The organism is Pseudomonas sp. WHRI 8519 (assembly GCF_040224055.2).
Classification (GTDB): domain Bacteria; phylum Pseudomonadota; class Gammaproteobacteria; order Pseudomonadales; family Pseudomonadaceae; genus Aquipseudomonas; species Aquipseudomonas putida_X.
In genome coordinates, this window is record NZ_CP167996.1 from 376,831 (window position 1) to 396,584 (window position 19,754).

Here is a 19,754-nt window from a genome sequence, read left to right on the forward strand (position 1 = left end):
ATCGAGTGGCGCGCATTATCCCGGTGCCGGGGTCATGTATCAATGCATAGTGGTTCAATCAGACATTGCCTTCGTCTGGACATGACATACGCTGATCGCCATGTACGCGGTTTCCGACAATCGGTCAGGGCAAGGTTGTCGGTCGGGAGGTGCACAACTTGAATGAAGAATGCTGGTCAACGCCGAGCGAGCGCCACATACTCGGGCATTCGTTGATACACGGAGGTCTCTCATGCGGCGCGTGGTGTTCAATCAGAAAGGTGGCGTGGGCAAGTCGAGCATCGCTTGCAACCTGGCTGCGGTCAGCGCCAGCGACGGCTATCGGACCCTGCTGATCGACCTGGATGCCCAGGCCAACTCGACTCAGTACCTGACCGGCCTCACCGGCGAAGACATCCCCATGGGTATCGCCGACTTCTTCAAGCAAAGCCTCTCCAGCGGGCCGTTCAGCAAGAAGAACAAGGTCGATATCTACGAAACCCCGTTCGACAACCTGCATGTGGTCACCGCCACCGCGGAGCTGGCCGATTTGCAGCCCAAGCTCGAGGCCAAGCACAAGATCAACAAGCTGCGTAAGTTGCTCGACGAGCTCGACGAGGATTACGAGCGGATCTACATCGATACCCCGCCTGCACTCAACTTCTATGCGGTATCTGCGCTGATTGCGGCAGATCGCGTGCTGATCCCCTTCGTCTGCGACAGTTTTTCGCGCCAGGCGCTGTACGGGCTGCTGGCTGAGATCGAAGAGTTGAAGGATGACCATAACGAAGAGCTGGTGGTCGAAGGCATTGTCGTCAACCAGTTCCAGTCCCGCGCCAGCCTGCCCCAGCAAATGCTCGACGAACTGCTGGCCGAAGGGCTGCCGGTATTGCCGATATACCTGAGCAGTTCGGTGAAGATGCGCGAGTCGCACCACGCCAGCTTACCGCTGATTCACCTGGAGCCACGGCACAAGCTGACCCAACAGTTTGTCGAGCTGCACTCGCTGCTCGAAGAAAACGCTTAAATCCCTTGGCTGCGTAGCCACTCCAGCAGCGACTGCAGTGGAAACGCGCCCGCCTGGCGGCTGACTTCGCGGCCGTTCTTGAACAGGATCAGGCTGGGAATCGAACGGATACCCAACTGGCCAGCAGGTACGGTTGGCTTCGCTGTCGAGCTTGGCCAGGCGGCAGCGCCCCTCGAGTTGGCGGGCGGCCTGTTCGAAGGTGGGGGCGAAGGACTTGCAGGGGCCGCACCAGTCGGCCCAGACGTCGATCAGCAGCGGCAGGTCGCCTTTGATCTGGCTGGCGTAGTTGCGTTCGTTGAGTTCGAACGACTGGCCCAACAGCACCTGCTGTTTGCAGCGGCCGCATTTAGGCGCATCGCCCAGGCGGGTGGCAGGCAGGCGGTTGAGGCCGTCGCAGTGGGGGCAGGGGATTAGCAACGAGTCGGACATGTGGTTTCCTTGTGGTGTTTGGTCAGGCCCTGTCGCCGGCCACCGGTTTCGCCCAGGACCTGAGGCCAGGGGGCTGTGAAGCAACTGGCTTGCAGGCTCAGCGGTGCATGGCACCGGCTTCGCCGGTGATCGCCGGCAAGCCGGCTCCCACGGGAGCGGCGACAGTCGTTGGACTGCCGGCTTGCTGGCGATGGGGGACTGCGGCCAGCCATCAGGAGGAGCAGCTGATTTCCAGGAGTTTGCCCCACGCTGGCGGCCGTTCGGCGTAGGCCTGCATTCCGGCTTGTTCCTCGAACGGCGTGCTCAGCACCTGATGCAGCCGCCGCACTTCACTGTAGTCACCGGCCTCGGCGGCTTCGATGGCTTTTTGCGCCAGGTAGTTGCGCAGCACGTACAGCGGGTTCACCGCGTGCATGCGCTCGCGGCGCCCATCGCCATTACCGGCTTCACGCTCACAACGGGCCAGATAGGCTGCGCCCCAGGCATCGAAGCCTGCCAGGTCGATGAAGTCGTCGCGTACGTCCTTGAGTGCCTCGGCCACCGGCTGCTCGCCCAGCCTGCGGAAGAACAGGTTGTAGTCCACTCCCCCGCTCTGCATGCGCTGCAGCAGGCGCTCGACCAGCGCCATGTCCTCGTCCTCAGCCGTGGTCAGGCCCAGGCGCCGGCGCATCAGGTCCAGGTAGTGCGCCTGGTACAGCGGCAGGAACAACGCCAGCGCTTGCTTGAGGGGCTCGACCTCAATCACCGTGGTCAGGGCCTGGGCCAGCGCGCTGAGGTTCCAGTGGGCGATCGGCACCTGGTTGGCGTAGCTGTAGCGGCCGCGATCATCGGAATGGTTGCAGATGAAGTTGGCGTCGAAGTCGTCGAGGAAGGCGAAGGGGCCGAAATCGAAGGTGATGCCCAGGATCGACATGTTGTCGGTGTTCATCACCCCATGGCAGAAGCCATAGGCCTGCCAGCGTGCAATCAGCTCGGCGTTGCGCTCGACGATGGTGCGGAACATGGCCAGGTACGGTTGCTCGGCCTCGCGGCATTCGGGGTAATGCTGCGTCAGTACGTGGTCGATCAACACCCGCTGTTGCTCAGGCTGCTTGGTGTAGTAGAAGTACTCGAAATGGCCAAAGCGCACGTGGCTCTGTGCCAGCCGTGTGAGCATGGCGGCGCTCTCGCGGGTTTCACGCCATACCGGGGTACTGGAACCGATCACGCACAGCGCGCGGCTGCTGGGGATGCCCAGGGCGTGCAGGGCTTCGGAGGCGAGAAACTCGCGAATCGACGAACGCAGCACCGCCCGGCCATCGCCCATGCGCGAGTAAGGGGTCTGGCCGGCACCCTTGAGGTGCAGGTCCCAGTGCTCGCCCGCCTCGTTGAGCACTTCGGCCAGTAGCAGCCCGCGGCCATCACCCAGGCGCGGGTTGTACGAGCCGAATTGATGGCCTGAATAGACCATCGCCCGTGGGTCGGCCTCTTCCCAGAGTTTATGGCCGCTGAACAGCTCGGCGAACACCGGCAGGTCGGCCTGGGCCGGGTCGAGGTCGAGCAAGCCCATGGCCGACTCGCTTGCCACGACCAGGCGCGGCTCTGCGATGGGCTCGGGCAGGACCTGGGTGGAAAACGCATCGCCCAGGCGGGCGAAGCGGTTGTCGAAGGTGAGTTGGTCGAGGGCTTTCACGGGCTGCTCCTAGGGTTCAGCACAGAATAAAGCATTCGAGCCGTATCAGGCCGGCGCAGTGCCATCGGGTTTTGGTTGTTCCACGGGAATCAGCTGCTGCTTGCCGCCCTGGGTGTCCATCAGGAATACCTCGACCTGGCGTACGGAGATCTTGATGTTGTGCGCCTTGAACTCACGGTTGATGTAGCGGTTGATCTCGTCCAGCGTCGGGTTGCGGTCGCCCAGGTCGCGTACGTGCATGCGCAGTTCGTGGTCCAGCGAGCTCTCGCCGAAGTTGAGGAAATACACCAGCGGTTCCGGGTCTTTGAGCACCCGTGGATTGTCGTGGGCGCCCTTGAGCAGCAGGTCGCGCACCAGGTCCAGGTCGGAGCCGTAGTCGATGCCCAGTTTCAGCGTGACGCGGGTCACCGTGTCGGTCAGCGACCAGTTGATCAGTTGGCCGGTGATGAAGGTCTTGTTGGGGACGATGATGTCCTTGCGGTCGAAGTCGGTAATGGTAGTGGCGCGGATGCGGATCTTGCTCACGGTGCCGGACAGGTTGCCGATGGTGATGGTGTCGCCGATGCGCACCGGGCGTTCGAACAGGATCATGATGCCGGAGATGAAGTTGGCGAAGATCTCCTGCATGCCGAAACCCAGCCCGACCGACAGCGCTGCCACCAGCCACTGCAGCTTGTCCCAGCTCACGCCGAGGGTCGACAGGGTACTGACGATACCTATACCGACGATGGTGTACGACAGCAGCGTGGTGGTGGCGTAGGCGCTGCCTTGGGCCAGGTTCAGCCGCGACAGCACCAGCACCTCCAGCAAGCCCGGCAAGTTGCCGGCCAGGGCGAAGGTGATCCCGACGATCACCAGCGCACCGAGCAGGTCGCCGAGGCTGATCGGTACCATGCTGGCGGCCGTGCCGGTGCCGCTGGTGTATTCGTACAGGGTGAAGTTGTTGAGGTAGGCGAACACCGTGATCAAGTCCGCCCACACCCAGTACAGGCCGGCAATGAAGCCACCGAGCAAGGCCAGGCGGATCAGGCGCAACGACTGCTGGTTGACCTGCTCGATGTCCAGCGTCGGCTCTTCGGTGATGACTTCGCCGTCCAGGCCTTCCTTGGCGGCCGCGCGCTTGCTCAGCGCACGCTGGTAGGCCAGGCGCCGCGCGGCGACCGATAGGCCACGTACGAATGCGGCCTCGATCACCAACCAGAACATCAGCAGGTAAAGGGTGTAGATCAGCCGGTCGGTGAGCTTCAGTGCGGTGTAGTAATAGCCAAAGCAGACCGCAACGAACAAGGCGATGGGCAACGCCGTGAAGGCCAGCCCGACGGCCCGGCGGAACAGCGAAGCGTCGCGGTGCGCGGGGCTGCTCAGCAGCAGGCGGCTGAGCAGCCAGGCCATGAGTGCGTAACAGGTCAGTACAACGCCGATGCCCAGCACATCGTCGGCCAGTGCCGACGGCTGGTGCTCGGCCACTGCCACCACGCCGACCAGCGCCAGCACGACGGTACCCAGCCGGCGCACCCAGCCGCGCAGGAACTCGACTTGCGGTTTGTGCCAGCGGAAGTGGATTTCCGCCACCCCCCCTGGGGCGAGAATGCGGTAGGCGGTGTAGAACACGAGCCAGGCCTGGGCCAGTTGCCAGAGCGCGGAGCCAAGGTTGGCGTTTTGCCCACGGGCGTCGATCTGCAGGGCATAGCTGCACAGGGCAAGGCCCAGGCTCACTGGCATCGCCAGGAGAATGTTGATCAGGATCGCCTGGGGCGTGTGCCACTGGCTGTCACGGCGGAAATGGCCGATATCCTGGTGCACCTTGTTCAGCCGTTGGTAGAGGTATTTGCGGCGCCACAGCAGGGCACCGATCACCAGCAGCAATGGCAGGAAAAGCAATGGGCGCTGACTCAGCCCGTCGCCCAGCTCCTTCAGGCCAGAGCCCCAGGGCAGGTCTGAGACCTGTTTGGCAAAGCGCTCCGGCACCGTCTTCAACCAGTCCCAGTCCAGCGGCTTGTTGCTCGGGATCCAGAACATCTGCTCGTCGAGCGTGGTGCGCAGGCCTTGCGCGGTGCTGAGCAACTGCTTCTGGTTGAGCTGCAGGGTGATCGATTCGTTGAGCAGCGCCGACAGCTCGCGGTTAAGGCGTTCAAGCAGGTCGCTGCGGGTGATCGCTACCTCCAGCAGGGCCTTGCGCAAGGCTGGGGTGACGTCTTGCTGCGGCTGGTTGGCCAGCAGTTTGTCGACATAGGTCACCGGGCTGCTCATCTGCTCGCGCTGCTGGTTGATCTCGAACTGGTACAGACGGATGTCAGCGATCTGGTCCGCCAGGTCACGGTCAAGCTTCAGGTGCGGCAGGGCCTGCTTCTGCTTGTAGAGGATCTTCGACAGCAACAGGCTGCCCTTGAGCACGCTGATCTGCTCGTCCAGGGCTTGATCGGCCTGGGTCAGGCTGTCGAGCTGCTGTTTGGTGCGCAGGTTCTGCTGGGTCAATTCGTTGAGGCGGTCGGTGCTTTTGAGCAGGTAGTCGGAAAGCTTGAGGTTGGCTGCGCTTTCGCTGGCCAGCAGGCTGCTGCCGCCAGCCTTCTGCGCTTCGATCGACTGTTGGGTTACGGTTTGCTGGGACTGGGCCAGACGCTTCTCGTTGATCAGCGTCTGCAGGTCCTGGATTTCCTGTTCCAGACGTGCGGTGCGTTCGATCAGCAGGTCGTGGCGGGCGTTGCCCAGGTCTTGCAGCAGGCCGTTGCCGGCCAGTTCCTGGCGGCGCAGCAGGGTCAGGGCATTGAGCGAGGCCAGTTCGGCACTCAGTTGGTTGCGCTGGTCGGCATTGATCGATTTGCCGCCATCCTTGCCGCTCTTGAGGATGGTGTTGATTTGCTGGCTGCGTGTCTGGTTGTTGCTGATCTCGGCCTGGGCGCGCTCGGGGCGGGTCTGGGAATTGATGATCAGGCTGTTGGCATCGGACAGCGCTTTTTGCAGCTCACCCTGCAGCGTGTTGCGTTCGCTGAGCATCTGCTCGAGCTGCGGCACGCTCAGGCTGGCGTAGCGTTGAGCCACCGGTTGTGGCTTGCTGGCTTTGAGCTTGGCCAGTTCTTTCTGGCTGTCGCTGGTCTCTTTGGGCGCGCCAGCCAGCTGTTGCTTGAGCTCGGCAAGCTTCTTCTCGCTATCTTCCTTGTTGGCAAGCAGGCTCAGGGTTTGTTCGAGCACCTGCTGCAAGGCCTTCTGATCGGCCTCCGGCAGTTTGCGTTCGGCGATCTTGTCGAGGCTGTTCTGGATGCTGGCAGCGCTCGGAGCTTCGGCTGCAGCAGCGGCGAACGGCAGGGACAGGCACAGCCCGAGCAGGGCTGTGCGAAGGTACACGCGCAGGGACATAGGCAGACTACTTATGGATCATGCAGAAACGAAGTTTAGAGGAACAATCCTGGTCCGGGTCGCGTTCCTTCGGGGAATCTGACGCCCACTTTCTGGATCTTGTTCCCGTCCATGGTCGCCACGGTCCAGATCGTGCCGTGCCATTCCACCTGATCGCCCACTACTGGAGCGCCCCCGACCTTCTGTCGGATGAACTGCGCCAGTGGCATTTTCGCGTCCAGGCCGTCGAGTTTCAGGCCGTAAAGGGCTGCCACCGCGCCCAGTTCGGCATCGCCTTCGAGCACGAAATCGCCGAAAAAGCGCAGGTCCAGGCCGCGTTGCGGGGCCTGGCTGAACAGCTTGCCCAATGCTGGCAGGTTGTGTTCGTGGCCGATCACGCACAGCATGTCGCCGACTTCGAGCACGGTACTGCCGGAGGGGTGCAATAACTGTTCGCCACGGAACAGTGCGGCAATACGGGTGCCCTCGGGCATCTTCAATTCGCGCAGGGCGGCACCGATGCACCACTTCTCCGCGCCCAGGCGATAGACGAACAACTCCCACTCGCTGGTAACGTGCACTTCGAGGGCGGACCGCGAGATCGGTGCCGGGTCCGGTGGTACCGTGACTTTCAACAGCTTGGCCATCCACGGCAGGCTGGTGCCCTGCACCAGCAGCGATACCAGCACGATGAAGAATGCCAGGTTGAAGAACAGTTGCGCGTCAGGTAGCCCCGCCATCAGCGGGAACACCGCCAGGATGATGGGTACCGCGCCACGCAGGCCGACCCAGGAAATGAAGGCTTTCTCGCGGCCATGGAAGGCCTTGAACGGCAGCAGTGCGGCCACCACCGACAGCGGCCGCGCGATCAGGATCATCCACAGCGCCAGGCCCAGTGCGGGCAGGGCGATCGGCAGCAGGTCATGGGGTGTGACCAGCAGCCCCAGCACCAGGAACATGCCGATCTGAGCGAGCCAGGCCATGCCGTCGAGCATGTGCAGGATGCCGTGGCGGCTGCGGATGGGTTTGTTGCCCAGCACCAGGCCGCACAGGTAAACGGCAAGGAAGCCGCTGCCGTGCAGGGCGTTGGTCAGCGAGAACACCGCCAAACCGCCAGCGATGACCAGAATCGGGTAGAGGCCGCCGGCCAGGTTGATCCGGTTGACCAGTTGCAGCATCAGCCAGCCACCGCCCAGGCCCAACAGGCCACCGATGCCGAATTCGCGCAGCAAGTGCCCCAGCAGGCTCCAGTGCAGGCCGGTCTGGCTGCTGGCGATCATCTCGATCAGGGTGACGGTGAGGAACACGGCCATGGGATCGTTGCTGCCCGATTCGATTTCCAGCGTCGCCGTGACCCGTTCGTTCAGGCCTTTGCCGCCAAGCAGTGAGAACACTGCTGCGGCGTCGGTGGAGCCGACGATGGCACCGATCAGCAGGCCCTGGATGAGGCTCAGGTCAAACAGCCAGGCCGCGACCAGGCCGGTGAGGGCAGTGGTGATCATCACGCCGATGGTGGCCAGCGACAATGCCGGCCACAGGGCCACGCGGAAGCTCGCTACCCGCGTGCGCAGGCCGCCGTCGAGCAGGATCACCGCCAGCGCCAGGTTGCCCACCAGGTAGGCGGTCGGGTAGTTGTTGAAGATGATGCCGCCCCCGTCCACGCCGGCGAGCATGCCGACCGCGAGGATGATGACCAGGATTGGAATGCCAAGGCGCGACGACAGCGAGCTGACCAGGATACTTGCGCCCACCAGCAATGCGCCGATCAAGAACAGGCTGTTGATGGTGCTTGCATCCAAAGGCAGGTACTCCGGGATAACGCGGGGAAGAGGACTCGATAGCTTTGAAGAACTAGCAGGTCGCGTGCCAATCGATTCTAACCTGATGAATTGGCAGCATGTAAAGCGTTTCTGCAGATGTAGAAAAGGCACCCCGAAGAGTGCCTTTTCTTGCGTTGCGCCTGCGCGCCTCAGCGCCGGCAAGCCGGCTTCCGCAGGGGGCGGCGGTATTGCCGCTGAAGGCGCAAGTGGGGGCAGGTCAGGCCTGCTTCACTTCACGCATCGGCTTGCCCTTGACCGGCGCACCGTTGGCCACGTAGTACTTGGCAGTGCTGCGCGGCAGCGGCTTGCGGTTGCGTATCTTGTCCGAGATTTTCTCGGCGATCATGATGGTGGTGGCGTTGAGGTTGCCGGTGATGATGATCGGCATGATCGACGCATCCACCACACGCAGGCCCTGCATACCGTGCACGCGGCCTTCGCCATCGACCACCGCCATCTCGTCGGTCCCCATCTTGCACGAGCAGGACGGGTGGAAGGCGGTTTCGGCGTGCTCGCGGATGAACTTGTCCAGTTCTTCGTCCGTCTGCACGTGCGCGCCAGGGCTGATTTCACGGCCACGGTAGGGGTCCAGCGCTGGCTGGGCCATGATTTCGCGCGTCAGCCGGATACCGTCACGGAACTCCTGCCAGTCCTGCTCGGTGGCCATGTAGTTGAACAGGATGCTCGGGTGCTGGCGCGGGTCCTTGGACTTGGCCTGGACGCGGCCACGGCTAGGCGAGCGCATCGAGCCCATGTGCGCCTGGAAACCGTGTTCCTTCACGCCATTGGAGCCGTTGTAGTTAATCGCGACCGGCAGGAAGTGGTACTGGATGTTCGGCCATTCGAATTCAGGGCGAGTACGGATAAAGCCGCCTGCCTCGAACTGGTTGCTGGCGCCGATGCCGGTGCCCTTGAACAGCCACTCGGCACCGATGGCCGGCTGGTTCCACCACAGCAACGACGGGTACAGCGACACCGGCTGGGTGCAGGCGTACTGCAAGTACAACTCAAGGTGATCCTGCAGGTTTTCGCCGACGCCCGGCAGGTCGTGCACGACCGGGATGTCGAGGCTTTCCAGCAGGGCCCGCGGGCCGACGCCGGAGCGCTGCAGCAGCTGCGGCGAGGCGATGGCGCCGGAGCTGACGATGACTTCCTTGCGCGCACGGGCTTCGACGCGCTCTTCGCTGTCGCCGACCAGGTAGGTCACGCCAACGGCGCGCTTGCCTTCGAACAGCACGCGATCGCTCAGGGCGTGGGTGACGATGGTCAGGTTCGGGCGCTTCTTGGCCTGGTCCAGGTAGCCGCGGGCGGTGCTGGAGCGGCGGCCGTTCTTGGTCACCGAACGGTCCATCGGGCCGAAGCCTTCCTGCTGGTAGCCGTTCAGGTCTTCCGTGCGTGGGTAACCGGCCTGTACGCCGGCCTCGACCATGGCGTTGAACAGCGGGTTGTTGCCCGCTTTGGGGGTGGCAACGCTGAGCGGGCCTTCGCCGCCGTGGTAGTCGTTGGGGCCGATGTCACGGGTTTCTGCCTTGCGGAAGTACGGCAGGCAGTCCAGGTAAGCCCAGTCTTCCAGGCCTGGCAGCTTGGCCCAGCCGTCGAAGTCCATGGCGTTACCGCGGATGTAGCACATGCCGTTGATCAGCGAGGAACCACCCAGGCCCTTGCCGCGGCCACATTCCATGCGGCGGCCGTCCATGTGCGGCTCCGGGTCGGTCTCGTAGGCCCAGTTGTAGCGGCGGCCCTGCAGCGGGAATGCCAGGGCAGCCGGCATCTGGGTGCGGAAATCCAGGCGGTAGTCGGGGCCACCGGCTTCCAGCAGCAGTACGGTGACGGCGGCGTCTTCGGTCAGGCGAGTGGCCAGGGTGTTACCGGCCGAGCCGGCACCAACGATGATGTAATCGTATTCCATGGGGCTTCCTCCGGAAGCAGCTGCGAGCTTCAAACGGCAAACTGTAAGTAAAAGCAGCCGTGGGAAACTCGCGGATGGATGAGCCTGCAAGGGCCGGTGGCGTTACGCCGACCGGCTCTTTCTTGCAGCTTGCAGCTTGCCGCTGTTTGTCAGAAGACCGACGCGTAGCCGCCCAGTTCGACCTGAACCGACTTGATGCGCGTGTACTGAGCCAGCGAGCTGACGCCGTTTTCACGGCCGACGCCCGACTGCTTGTAGCCACCGACCGGCATTTCGGCCGGCGATTCACCCCAGGCGTTGATCCAGCAGATGCCGGCTTCGAGCTTGTGGATGATGCGGTGGGCGCGGGTGATGTCGTTGGTGCACACGCCTGCGGCCAGGCCGTATTCGGTGTCATTGGCGCGGCGGATGACTTCTTCTTCGGTTTCGTAGGTGAGGATGCTCATCACCGGGCCAAAGATTTCTTCCTTGACGATGGTCATGTCGTCGGTGCAATCGGTGAACACGGTCGGGGCCACGAAGGCGCCCTTGGCGAAATCACCTTCGGTCAGGCGCTCGCCGCCACACAGCACGCGGGCACCTTCCTGCTTGCCCTTGGCGATGTAGCCCAGCACGCTTTCCATGTGCTGGAAGCTGACCAGCGGGCCGAAGTTGGTGTTTTCGTCTTCCGGGTTGCCGGCGCGAATGCGGGCAACGCGCTCGGCGATCTTGGCTTCGAAGGCCGCTTTCATCTGGGCTGGAATGAACACGCGGGTGCCGTTGGTGCAGACCTGGCCGGAGCTGTAGAAGTTGGCCATCATGGCGATGTCGGCGGCCTTGTCCAGGTCGGCATCGGCGCAGATGATCAGCGGCGACTTGCCGCCCAGCTCCATGGTGACTTCCTTGAGCGAGGAGCTCGAAGCGCTGGCCATGACCTTCTTGCCGGTGGTGGTGCCGCCGGTGAAAGAGACTTTCTCGATGCGCGGGTGTTCGGTCAGCCAGGTGCCGACTTCGCGGCCGCTGCCGGTCAGGACGTTGAACACGCCGTCCGGCAGGCCGGCTTCGGTGTAGATCTCGGCCAGCTTCAGGGTGGTCAGCGAGGTGACTTCCGAAGGCTTGAAGATCATCGCGTTGCCGGCGGCCAGGGCCGGGGCGGACTTCCACAGGGCGATCTGGATCGGGTAGTTCCAGGCGCCGATACCGACGGTCACGCCCAGCGGCTCGCGGCGGGTGTAGACGAACGAGCTTTCACGCAGCGGAATCTGCTCGCCTTCGATGGCCGGTACCAGGCCTGCGTAGTATTCCAGTACGTCGGCGCCGGTGACGATGTCGACATAGCGGGTTTCGGAGTACGACTTGCCGGTGTCCAGGGTTTCCAGCATGGCCAGCTCGTCGTTGCGCTCACGCAGGATGTCGACGGCACGGCGCAGGATGCGCGAACGCTGCATGGCAGTCATCGCGGCCCAGACTTTCTGACCGCGCTCGGCGCTTTCGACGGCTTTCTCGACGTCGGCCTCAGTGGCGCGCTGGACGTGGGCCAGAACTTCGCCGGTCGCCGGGTTGATGGCTTCGAAGGTGGCATCGCTGCCAGCGTCGACATAACCGCCGTCGATGTAGAGTTTTTGCGTTCCGAAACGGGCCATAGTGTCCTCGCAAGTGCAGTGTGTGAGTGGCTTTCGCGTCACGCTCCGGCCGGCTGGGCAAGGGCTGTGCGCATTTTTTCAGAGGCCGGTGGTTGCATGTCCGGGCGCTTCTGTTTAGCCAGTTGTAGTTCCAGGTATTCGTAAGCGATCTGTATCGCCTGGCTGGTGTCGAAGGCATCGCCCGACAGCGCTCCACGCAGCCACAGCCCGTCGATCAAGGCAGCCAGGCCGCGGGCGGCGGTGCGCGCTTCATCGAGCGGCATGGCGCGGCGGAACTGGCAGCACAGGTTGGAATACAGGCGGTGATCGTTGATCCGCTGCAACCTGTGCAAGGACGGCTGGTGCATGCTGGAGGCCCAGAAGGCCAACCAGGTTTTCATTGCCGGGCCATTCACCTGGCTGGCATCGAAGTTGCCATCGATGATCACCCTCAGGTGGGCTCGCGGGCTGTCGTCGGTCAGTGCCTGGCGACGGGCGATCACGCCCTCGTTGAGCATGTTCATGATGTGGCGCATCGTCGCCGCGATCAGGCCGTTCTTGTCCTGAAAGTAGTGACTGATGATGCCGTTCGACACACCGGCCAAACGGGCAATCAGCGCAATGCTGGCATCTCCCAGGCCGACCTGATCGACTGCTTGCAGCGTCGCTTCGATCAATTGCTGGCGGCGGATGGGTTGCATACCGACCTTGGGCATCTTGCTATCTCCTCAGGCCTGACGAGCAGACAACGTGCGGCTGACTCGGCGAGGACCAGTCTATTTTGTTTTGATTGAACGTTCAATCAATAAAGAATAAGCTCTGCGACAATTTGTGCCATTGACAGCTTCCAAGGCTGTTTCGGTGGCACGGATTGACACCCCAGGAAATCGCGTAACCCCCGTATTACAAGGTGTTGACGGGTATTAGCGATGCGAAATGCAGATTCTGCTCAACGGCCATGCGCCTGCGGCAGGCCCTTGGAGCGGGCGGGGTGCTCTGTGACGAATGCGCGCAGCCAACTGATTTGGCGAGGCATTTGCGCAGACCACCTGTCTGGTTTTGCAACGTTTCTATTCGGGATCACGGTTTCCAAGATGCTTTTATAACACCTGATGCAGTGGGGGTATTCCACCAATTGCTCGGGAAAAGACTGATTAGCCTCCACAGCCGCACTGCCCGGAGCATTCGTGCAATGAGTTCTGCCTCCCTTACCAAACCCCCCGCCGAGAGGGTACGGGTCAATCGCGTGGTGTTTTACACCTCCGCGCTGATGATCCTCGTTCTGACTGCCTTGCTTATCGCTGTTCCCGAAACCGCCGGTCAGGTACTGGGCGTGGCCCAGAAGTGGCTGACACGCACCTTCGGCTGGTACTACATGCTGGTGATCTGCGGTTACCTGCTGTTCGTCGTTTACCTGGCGTTCTCCGACTACGGCAAGCTCAAGCTTGGCGGCAAGGATGACCAGCCCGACTTCAGCTACGGGGCCTGGGCCGGCATGCTGTTCTCCTCCGGTATCGGTATCTCGCTGCTGTACTTCGGCGCCTCTGAGCCGCTGGACCACTACTTCAATCCGCCGGAAGGCACCCCTGCCAGCCTCGAGGCCGCGCGCCAGGGCCTGCAACTGACCTTCCTGCACTGGGGGCTGCATGGCTGGGCGATCTACGCCCTGGTCGGGCTGGCCGTAGGCTACTTCGCCTACCGCCACAACCAGCCGCTGGCACTGCGCTCGGCCCTGTATCCGCTGGTCGGTGAGCGTTGGGTCAGAGGGGCCGCCGGTAATGCCGTGGACATCTTCGGCATGTTCGTCACCTTGCTGGGCCTGGTGACCAACCTCGGGATCGGCGCGATGCAGGTGTCTTCGGGCCTTGAATACCTGTTCGGCATGGACCATAGCCAGACCAACCTGCTGGTGGTGATTCTGGTCATGGCCGGGGTGGCCACGGTGGCCGCGGTGTCGGGTGTGGAAAACGGCATTCGCCGCCTGTCCAACCTGAACATCATGCTGTTCAGTGGCTTGCTGATCTTCGTGCTGCTGGGCGGCGAGACCCTGCACCTGCTCAACGGCCTAGTGCAGAACGTCGGCGACTACCTCAACGGCATCGTGCTGAAGACCTTCGACCTTTATGTCTACGAAGGCGAGGCCGGCAAATCTGAGCGTTGGTTGGGCCTGTGGACCGTGTTCTACTGGGCGTGGTGGATCTCCTGGGGCCCGTTCGTGGGCATGTTCATTGCCCGGATCTCCAAGGGCCGTACCGTGCGCCAACTGGTCTGCGGCGTACTGCTGATTCCGTTGGGCTTCACCCTGGCCTGGTTGTCGATCTTCGGTAATACCGCGCTTGACCTGGTGATCAACCAGGGCGCTGTGGAGCTGGGCAAGACCGCGCTGGAGCAGCCGTCGATGTCGATCTACCAGCTGCTGGAATATTTCCCAGCCGCCAAGATCGTGATCGGTGTGGCGGTGTTCGTCGGCTTCGTGCTGTTCCTTACCCCGGCCGACTCCGGCGCGGTGATGATGGCCAACCTGTCATGCAAAGGTGGCAAGGTCGACGAAGATGCCCCGCACTGGATGGTGGTGTTCTGGTCGGTGATCATCACCCTGGTCACCATCGGCCTGCTGTTCGCCGGTAACTTCGAAGCCATGCAGACCATGGTGGTGCTGGCGGGCCTGCCGTTCTCGGTGGTGCTGGTGCTGTTCATGTTCGGCCTGTACAAGGCCATGAAGCAGGACGTTGCCGTGGAGCAGGAGCGTGCCGAGCTGGCTGCCCGCGGCCGCCGCGGTTTCAGCGAGCGCTTGAGCCAGCTTGAGCTGCAACCGACCCAGGCTGTGGTGCAGCGCTTCATGGACAAGCAAGTCAGCCCGGCCCTCAAAGAGGCGGCCGAACAGCTGCGCACCCTGGGCTTCGATGTCGAGAGCCGTGTTGGCCAATCGCGCAACATGATGGGCGTGCGGGTGATGATGGAAGAGGGCAACCCTTTCGTTTACGAAGTGAGCCTGGACGGTTACATGGCCGCACCGAGCGAGGCGCCGGTCGAAGGCGAGCCCGAGGTGCGCCAGCGCTTCTATCGCGCCGAAGTGTACCTGCACGATGGCAGCCAGGAGTACGACCTGATGGGCTTCGCGCCCGAGCAGATCGTGCGTGATGTACTGGACCAGTTCGAGAGCCATCGACAGTTGCTGGGCCGCGTGTACAGCTGACGCGGCTAGCCCTTGCGCGGCCGGATGCCTGGCCGCGCAAGGGCTACAGCTTTATGTAACGCAGCGTACCCAGCCCCTTGGCACATCCTTGCGCTCCATTTGCCGCGAGGAAGCCGCCCATGCCCATCCAGCCAAGTGCTGTTCCTGATTTTCGTCGGTCAGTCGCTGCCGAGTTTCTCGATCGTCCCACCTTGCGTAGCGTTCTGAGCCAGCAGGTTCTCGAATTGCTGGTCCCCTGGCATGCCGCGCTGGCGGGTGCCGGGCTGCCCGATGCCGAAGCGCTCATACTCAACATTCCTGCCCAAATTGCGTCCGGCCCACAGACCTACGATGCCTGGACACCCCGGCCACTGTTGGAGGTCATGCTTGAAGCATTGCACGCCCGTCAGCCACTGGCGTCGTTGGGGGCTAATGGTGGGGATTTCCTGCTGGCGGTCCGGGAGCCATGGTTCCTGCGTGACCAGGCGGGTAACCCGTTGCCGTTCGGGACGATCTCAATCGGCGCCCAAATGGCTGCGCTGGATGACCTGCTGCTCATGCTCGCGGACCGCTTCTGCCAAGCGCAGGTCGATTTCTGGAAGGCGCCAGGCAGTCAGGGCGTAAGCCGTGACCTGTGGCTGCAGCACCTGCTCAAGAGGGCGTTGTTGCACAATTTGCCACTGCAGGGGCTGGACCAACAGCAACGTCAGTGCTTGCTGAGCCTGCTGAAGAGTCACGGCGCCACACCTGCGGTATTTCTGGTCCAGGTGCAACTCGATAACTATGTTCAGTGGCTGCCCAACCTGCTGGTCAGTGGCGAGTGGGACGAGCGCAAAGTGTTTTTGTGGTGCGCCCCCTCCAGCCTGGTGAAGGCATTTGACTCGCTCGATCTGTTTGCTGAAGCGTTAAGGGCCGAGCTTGCTGAGCATCAGCGCTTCAAGGCCATGGTATGGCACCGCTATGAGCTCGAAGGCGACGTTTTTGCCCAGCAAAGCAGCCTGTTGCTGGAGATCATGCTCGATGACATCGCACGTTTGCGTTATGCCGCGTTGCCAGAGGGTTCGTTGCTTGAAAGGGGCTTTGCTGCCCTGAGTGACCCCGCGCGCTGGTTCATCGAAGGTTACGGCCAGGCCAGTGATGCACAGATCCCGCTGCCACCAGGCCTGCGCCATGGCAGTGCGGCGAATGGTTTTGCCTATCAGCGGGGCGTGTTCGAACTGGCGTTGGCGCAGGCTCAGTCCGAAGGCGTTGGGGCGCTCGATGATGTGCTCGATTTGCGCAGTTTCACCCGGCGGGAGTTGCGCACGCTGATGCTTGCCGATTTTCCGCTCGAAGCCAATTATTTCCCGGATGATCTGCTCCTGCACCTGCCCACCCATGTCGGCTCGCCCGGTGGTGCTGGCGTCGGGCCGGGTGGTTGGACGACTGAACCCCACAGCATGAGCTTGACCGAGTTCGCCATCGGTAATCTCTGGTCGCTTCATAACGCGCAGCTTACCGGCATCACCCATTGTGAAAACCAGTTGATCATGGACTGGATGAACGTCGACTACGTCAAGTCGCTGGTGCAGCGGGTCGACATCGGCAAGCACTACCCCGTTTACGTCGCGCAGAAGCTGGACGACCCCGCTACACAACCCGAGCGGATCAAACGCTTTGGCCGTGAATGGCGGTGTTCACTGCTGTTCAGCGCGCTCTATGCCCGCATGCAGGGCGAGCTGAGCGACGCCGGCTTGCAGTGCGTTACAGACTTTTGCCATGGCTACCTTGACCCGCAATTGCCAGCGCTGATGTTGATGCCGCTGGCCTTCAAGCGCGGGGCGGGCGAGGTCGAGCCCGATTCCGTCAGTGGCATGTATGTCCTGTTCGCCACGGAGCCTGCACGGGTTTTGCTGTATCGGCCGCTGTACAGCGCAAAGCCTCTGCTGGAGTTTGCCAGCCTGGACCTGATGATGGACGCAATCCGCAGGCCCGGGCCATTGCAGGACAGCATCCTTGCGTGGATGCCGTCGGCCTCGCGTGCCGTCTACGCCTATGGCGGCTTCTACGAGCCGCATTGGTCAGGGCCTATCCTGGACAGCCAGCTACTGCCTGCGCGAGGGTACCCGCCAACATTTGCAGCGCAGTTCTGGCGTGATGAGGTCGATGCAAGACTGTACAAGGCCAATCGCGACCTGTTGGTTGAGTTGGCTGACCGCGAGTCGGTTTCCAACGCCGAGAGTCGCTGGGCGATTCTCGTTCAGGGGGCCTGGCTGTTGTTCGATGTGGTGACGTTGATCTTGCGTGGGCCTGTTGCCAGCGTTGCCTGGCTGGTCCAGGCCATTGCCGGGTTGCACAACGACCTGTCGGCCTTGCGCGATGGCAGTGCGTTCGAGCGCAGTACCGCTGTGGTCGACGTGTTGCTCAATGCTTGCATGGCCTTGATGCATTTGCGTTTACCGCAGTTCCCCCTGGGCGAGCCTGTACGCAACCTTCCCCGCCGGAGCGCAATGCCCGCATTGGGTGATGCAGAAGCACTGGTGGCGCCCGTACAAGGCAAGGTCGCTGCGCCGGGAGTGCTGGCGCAACATGGCTCGACCCGGCTGGATTTTTCCTGGCGCGGCACTCAGGGGTTCAATGTGCTGTCGCCGCAGCAGCGCACCGTGGTGTTCGGCCTGCGCGTCGAGCAATCGCTGGAAGGCCTGGAACCGCTTGCAGAGGGGCCTGGCCGCGGGTTGTACCGCGTGGGTGAGCACTACTACCTCACGCTGGGTGATGGGGTATACCGGGCCACCTTTGAGGAGCAAGGCCTGCGTATGGTCGGTGCCGACGGTGCCATGGGGCCCTGGTTGGCGTTCGAGCACGGCCAATGGCGTGTAGATCGTGGTTTGCGCTTGCGTGGCGGCATGCCACGCAGCCGCCTTGAAGCCTTGAAAGAGGAGAACCGCAAGAAAGCCGAACAACTCAAGAACGAAGAAGCTGAATTGGCCCGCCATCACAATGCGCTGGCCGAAACCCTGAACAGGCATCGCGACCTGCTCAATGAGAAGGACGAGCGCATCGCGGTGCTGGAAGCGGTGACTGAACCGGACGAGTTGACGCTGCGCGAGCTTGAATTGACCCGGCGCCTGCGCAAGCAGATCAATCTGAAAGTCATCTACGAAGTCAAAGGCGTGGTCGAGGCTTCACTCAAGCATGAGCAAGTGGTCAACAGCCTGTACAACATGCGCCATGACGATGCAGCCTACAGCATCGCCCTCACCGCGCAGCGCAGCCTGATCCGCCAGAGCCTGATCGAGAATATGTCCATCTTCTACAACGAGATGGCCATGATCATCAACGCAGAGGACCTGGAAAACCTCGCCCAGCAGCTTGTCATCCACCCAGAGAGTGAGGCCGAGATCAGCCAGTACCTGCAATTTCGCTCTGCCTTGGAGCAGGTCATCAAATGGGAGGTGGATCTGGTCGACATGTCCCGGTTGCTGGACACGCTGCTCGAAGAAACCCTCAAAGACGACACGTTCGTGTTCAGGAACGAAGACACGCAAGCGCGCATCAACAAAGGCCACGAGCTCAAGAGCACCATCGAGGCGCGGCGGTTGTCGGCCATCGACCTTGATTTCCGTCTGCTTCAAGACCTGGCCGAAGCCAGCCTGGAAAGACGGGCCGATGTCGAGGAGCGGGTGTTATCGCAATACCTCGACTACCTGGCCGGCGACAGCCTGAAGAGCGCGGGCAACGCGCATGGCGACCTGGCGGGAAGCGAGCTGTCGCTGGCCGAGCGGATCGAGGTGTTGACCGGCATCCTGGAGGGCTACGAGGAGGCTGCGGCAATGGCCGACTACCTGGGCAGTGTGGGCGGCGCGGCGATCAGGCAGGAGTCGCTGCAACTGTACAAGAAAACCTTGCACGGATTGCAGCGCGCTGCCCAAGGCGACCTCGCCCAGGCAGTGCGCGAGCACGAACTCAGCGAGCCTGCCCCACCGCGTCCGACGGTCTATGCCCCGCGCGGTGGGCGGCGCCAGCTGGTCAGGACTCACCGCGGGCGCAAGGTGCTCGCTCAGGAAGTCGAGGTGGATGGTGTCGCCCTCGTCCAGCAACGCGATGAGCGTACCCAGCATGTACTCAAGACCTTCCACCAGCGTGGTGGCGAGTGGGTCGAGGATGCGCCGCAACCTACAGCGTCAGAGCCGCCATTCTCCCCACTGGAACCTCGCCTGGCGCGCAAGCGTGCACAGGCCCTGCTTGCAGAGGTCGAGCGGATCACCAAGCTGGCCAGAAGCTTCTTTCAGGCAGAGCAGCCTAACAGTCTGGCCACGGTCATCGACGGGCACCTGGACAAAATGCGCAATGCCCTGAGCACGTTGCCAAGGATGAGCCCCGAAGATGCCTTGTTCGAAAGTCTGGGTGAGGGTATCGAGCGCTTGCAGGCTACCCGCCGCGACCTGTTGACCGGTATCTATCTGTCCACCGATCACCCCGACGCCCGCAGCCTGCAATTTCTGCTCGACAACCACCAGGTCACTGTCCAGCGCGCCGGGCCACGCAAGGCATTGGCAGCAGGTGATTACCTGGATGTCTACGAGGTCAGGCGCCAGCCGCGGGCCGGCCAGGTTCAGGGTGATGGGCTGTGGGAGGCACACTTCCACTACCCGGACATCGGCACCCCGGGGCGGCAGTTCAGCAAAGGGCACCTGAAACTGTGGGCGCAGCGCAAACTGGGACGCCTGGCGCAACTGCGGGCTGCGACCAGCGGCGAAGACCTGGTCGCTATTTACCGGGGAGATTTACGCCTGACCCAGGTGGAGGGGCTGATCCCCTTCGACTGAA

General features: G+C 62.6%; 9 protein-coding genes and 1 pseudogene. 3 read left to right on the forward strand and 7 right to left on the reverse strand.

Translation table 11 applies throughout. The features are described from left to right. The first annotated feature begins 232 nt into the window (after positions 1-232). A complete protein-coding gene (locus tag ABRP30_RS01815; protein ID WP_349975947.1) occupies positions 233-1,006 on the forward strand; it encodes a ParA family protein in 774 nt (257 codons plus the stop codon). Here the strand turns inward: ABRP30_RS01815 and trxC are convergent. From trxC to betI, 7 genes and pseudogenes are all read right to left on the reverse strand, one after another. After that, positions 1,003-1,435, reverse strand: a pseudogene (trxC, locus tag ABRP30_RS01820) (thioredoxin TrxC). The gene ABRP30_RS01815 and the pseudogene trxC overlap by 4 nt on opposite strands. 211 nt (positions 1,436-1,646) lie before the next feature. After that, positions 1,647-3,107, reverse strand: a complete 1,461-nt coding sequence (gene selO, locus ABRP30_RS01825) for a protein adenylyltransferase SelO (protein WP_267820395.1) — start codon at positions 3,105-3,107, stop codon at positions 1,647-1,649. A gap of 45 nt (positions 3,108-3,152) precedes the next feature. Then, positions 3,153-6,461 carry a mechanosensitive channel MscK gene (mscK, locus tag ABRP30_RS01830; protein ID WP_267820397.1) on the reverse strand — a complete coding sequence of 1,103 codons (3,309 nt, stop codon included), beginning with the start codon at positions 6,459-6,461 and terminating at the stop codon, positions 3,153-3,155. 35 nt (positions 6,462-6,496) lie between these two features. Next, complete coding sequence (locus ABRP30_RS01835; protein WP_241805155.1) at positions 6,497-8,239, reverse strand: potassium/proton antiporter; 1,743 nt, start codon at positions 8,237-8,239, stop codon at positions 6,497-6,499. Between the two features lie 238 nt (positions 8,240-8,477). Next, complete coding sequence (gene betA / locus ABRP30_RS01840) at positions 8,478-10,169, reverse strand: choline dehydrogenase (RefSeq protein ID WP_267820399.1); 1,692 nt, start codon at positions 10,167-10,169, stop codon at positions 8,478-8,480. A 149-nt stretch (positions 10,170-10,318) separates the two neighbouring features. Beyond that, positions 10,319-11,791: a betaine-aldehyde dehydrogenase gene (betB, locus tag ABRP30_RS01845; protein WP_241805159.1), complete on the reverse strand. Its 1,473-nt coding sequence runs from the start codon at positions 11,789-11,791 to the stop codon at positions 10,319-10,321. A 38-nt stretch (positions 11,792-11,829) separates the two neighbouring features. Next, a complete protein-coding gene (gene betI, locus ABRP30_RS01850) occupies positions 11,830-12,486 on the reverse strand; it encodes a transcriptional regulator BetI (RefSeq protein WP_267820401.1) in 657 nt (218 codons plus the stop codon). 554 nt (positions 12,487-13,040) lie between these two features. On the opposite strand from betI, the gene ABRP30_RS01855 reads away from it, so the two are divergent. Next, positions 13,041-14,966, forward strand: coding sequence for a BCCT family transporter (locus ABRP30_RS01855; protein WP_372490519.1), 1,926 nt, complete (start codon positions 13,041-13,043; stop codon positions 14,964-14,966). Positions 14,967-15,085: 119 nt separating this feature from the next. Beyond that, entirely contained in the window at positions 15,086-19,753 is a 4,668-nt protein-coding gene (locus tag ABRP30_RS01860; RefSeq protein WP_349975948.1) for a dermonecrotic toxin domain-containing protein, read from the forward strand. Position 19,754: the final 1 nt, after the last annotated feature.

Coding starts and splice junctions, on each gene's coding strand:
- ABRP30_RS01815 (WP_349975947.1), top strand. CDS start 233: ATGCGGCGCGTGGTGTTCAATCAGAAAGGTGGCGTGGGCAAGTCGAGC.
- mscK (WP_267820397.1), bottom strand. CDS start 6,461: ATGTCCCTGCGCGTGTACCTTCGCACAGCCCTGCTCGGGCTGTGCCTG.
- betA (WP_267820399.1), bottom strand. CDS start 10,169: ATGGAATACGATTACATCATCGTTGGTGCCGGCTCGGCCGGTAACACC.
- betB (WP_241805159.1), bottom strand. CDS start 11,791: ATGGCCCGTTTCGGAACGCAAAAACTCTACATCGACGGCGGTTATGTC.
- betI (WP_267820401.1), bottom strand. CDS start 12,486: ATGCCCAAGGTCGGTATGCAACCCATCCGCCGCCAGCAATTGATCGAA.
- ABRP30_RS01855 (WP_372490519.1), top strand. CDS start 13,041: ATGATCCTCGTTCTGACTGCCTTGCTTATCGCTGTTCCCGAAACCGCC.
- ABRP30_RS01860 (WP_349975948.1), top strand. CDS start 15,086: ATGCCCATCCAGCCAAGTGCTGTTCCTGATTTTCGTCGGTCAGTCGCT.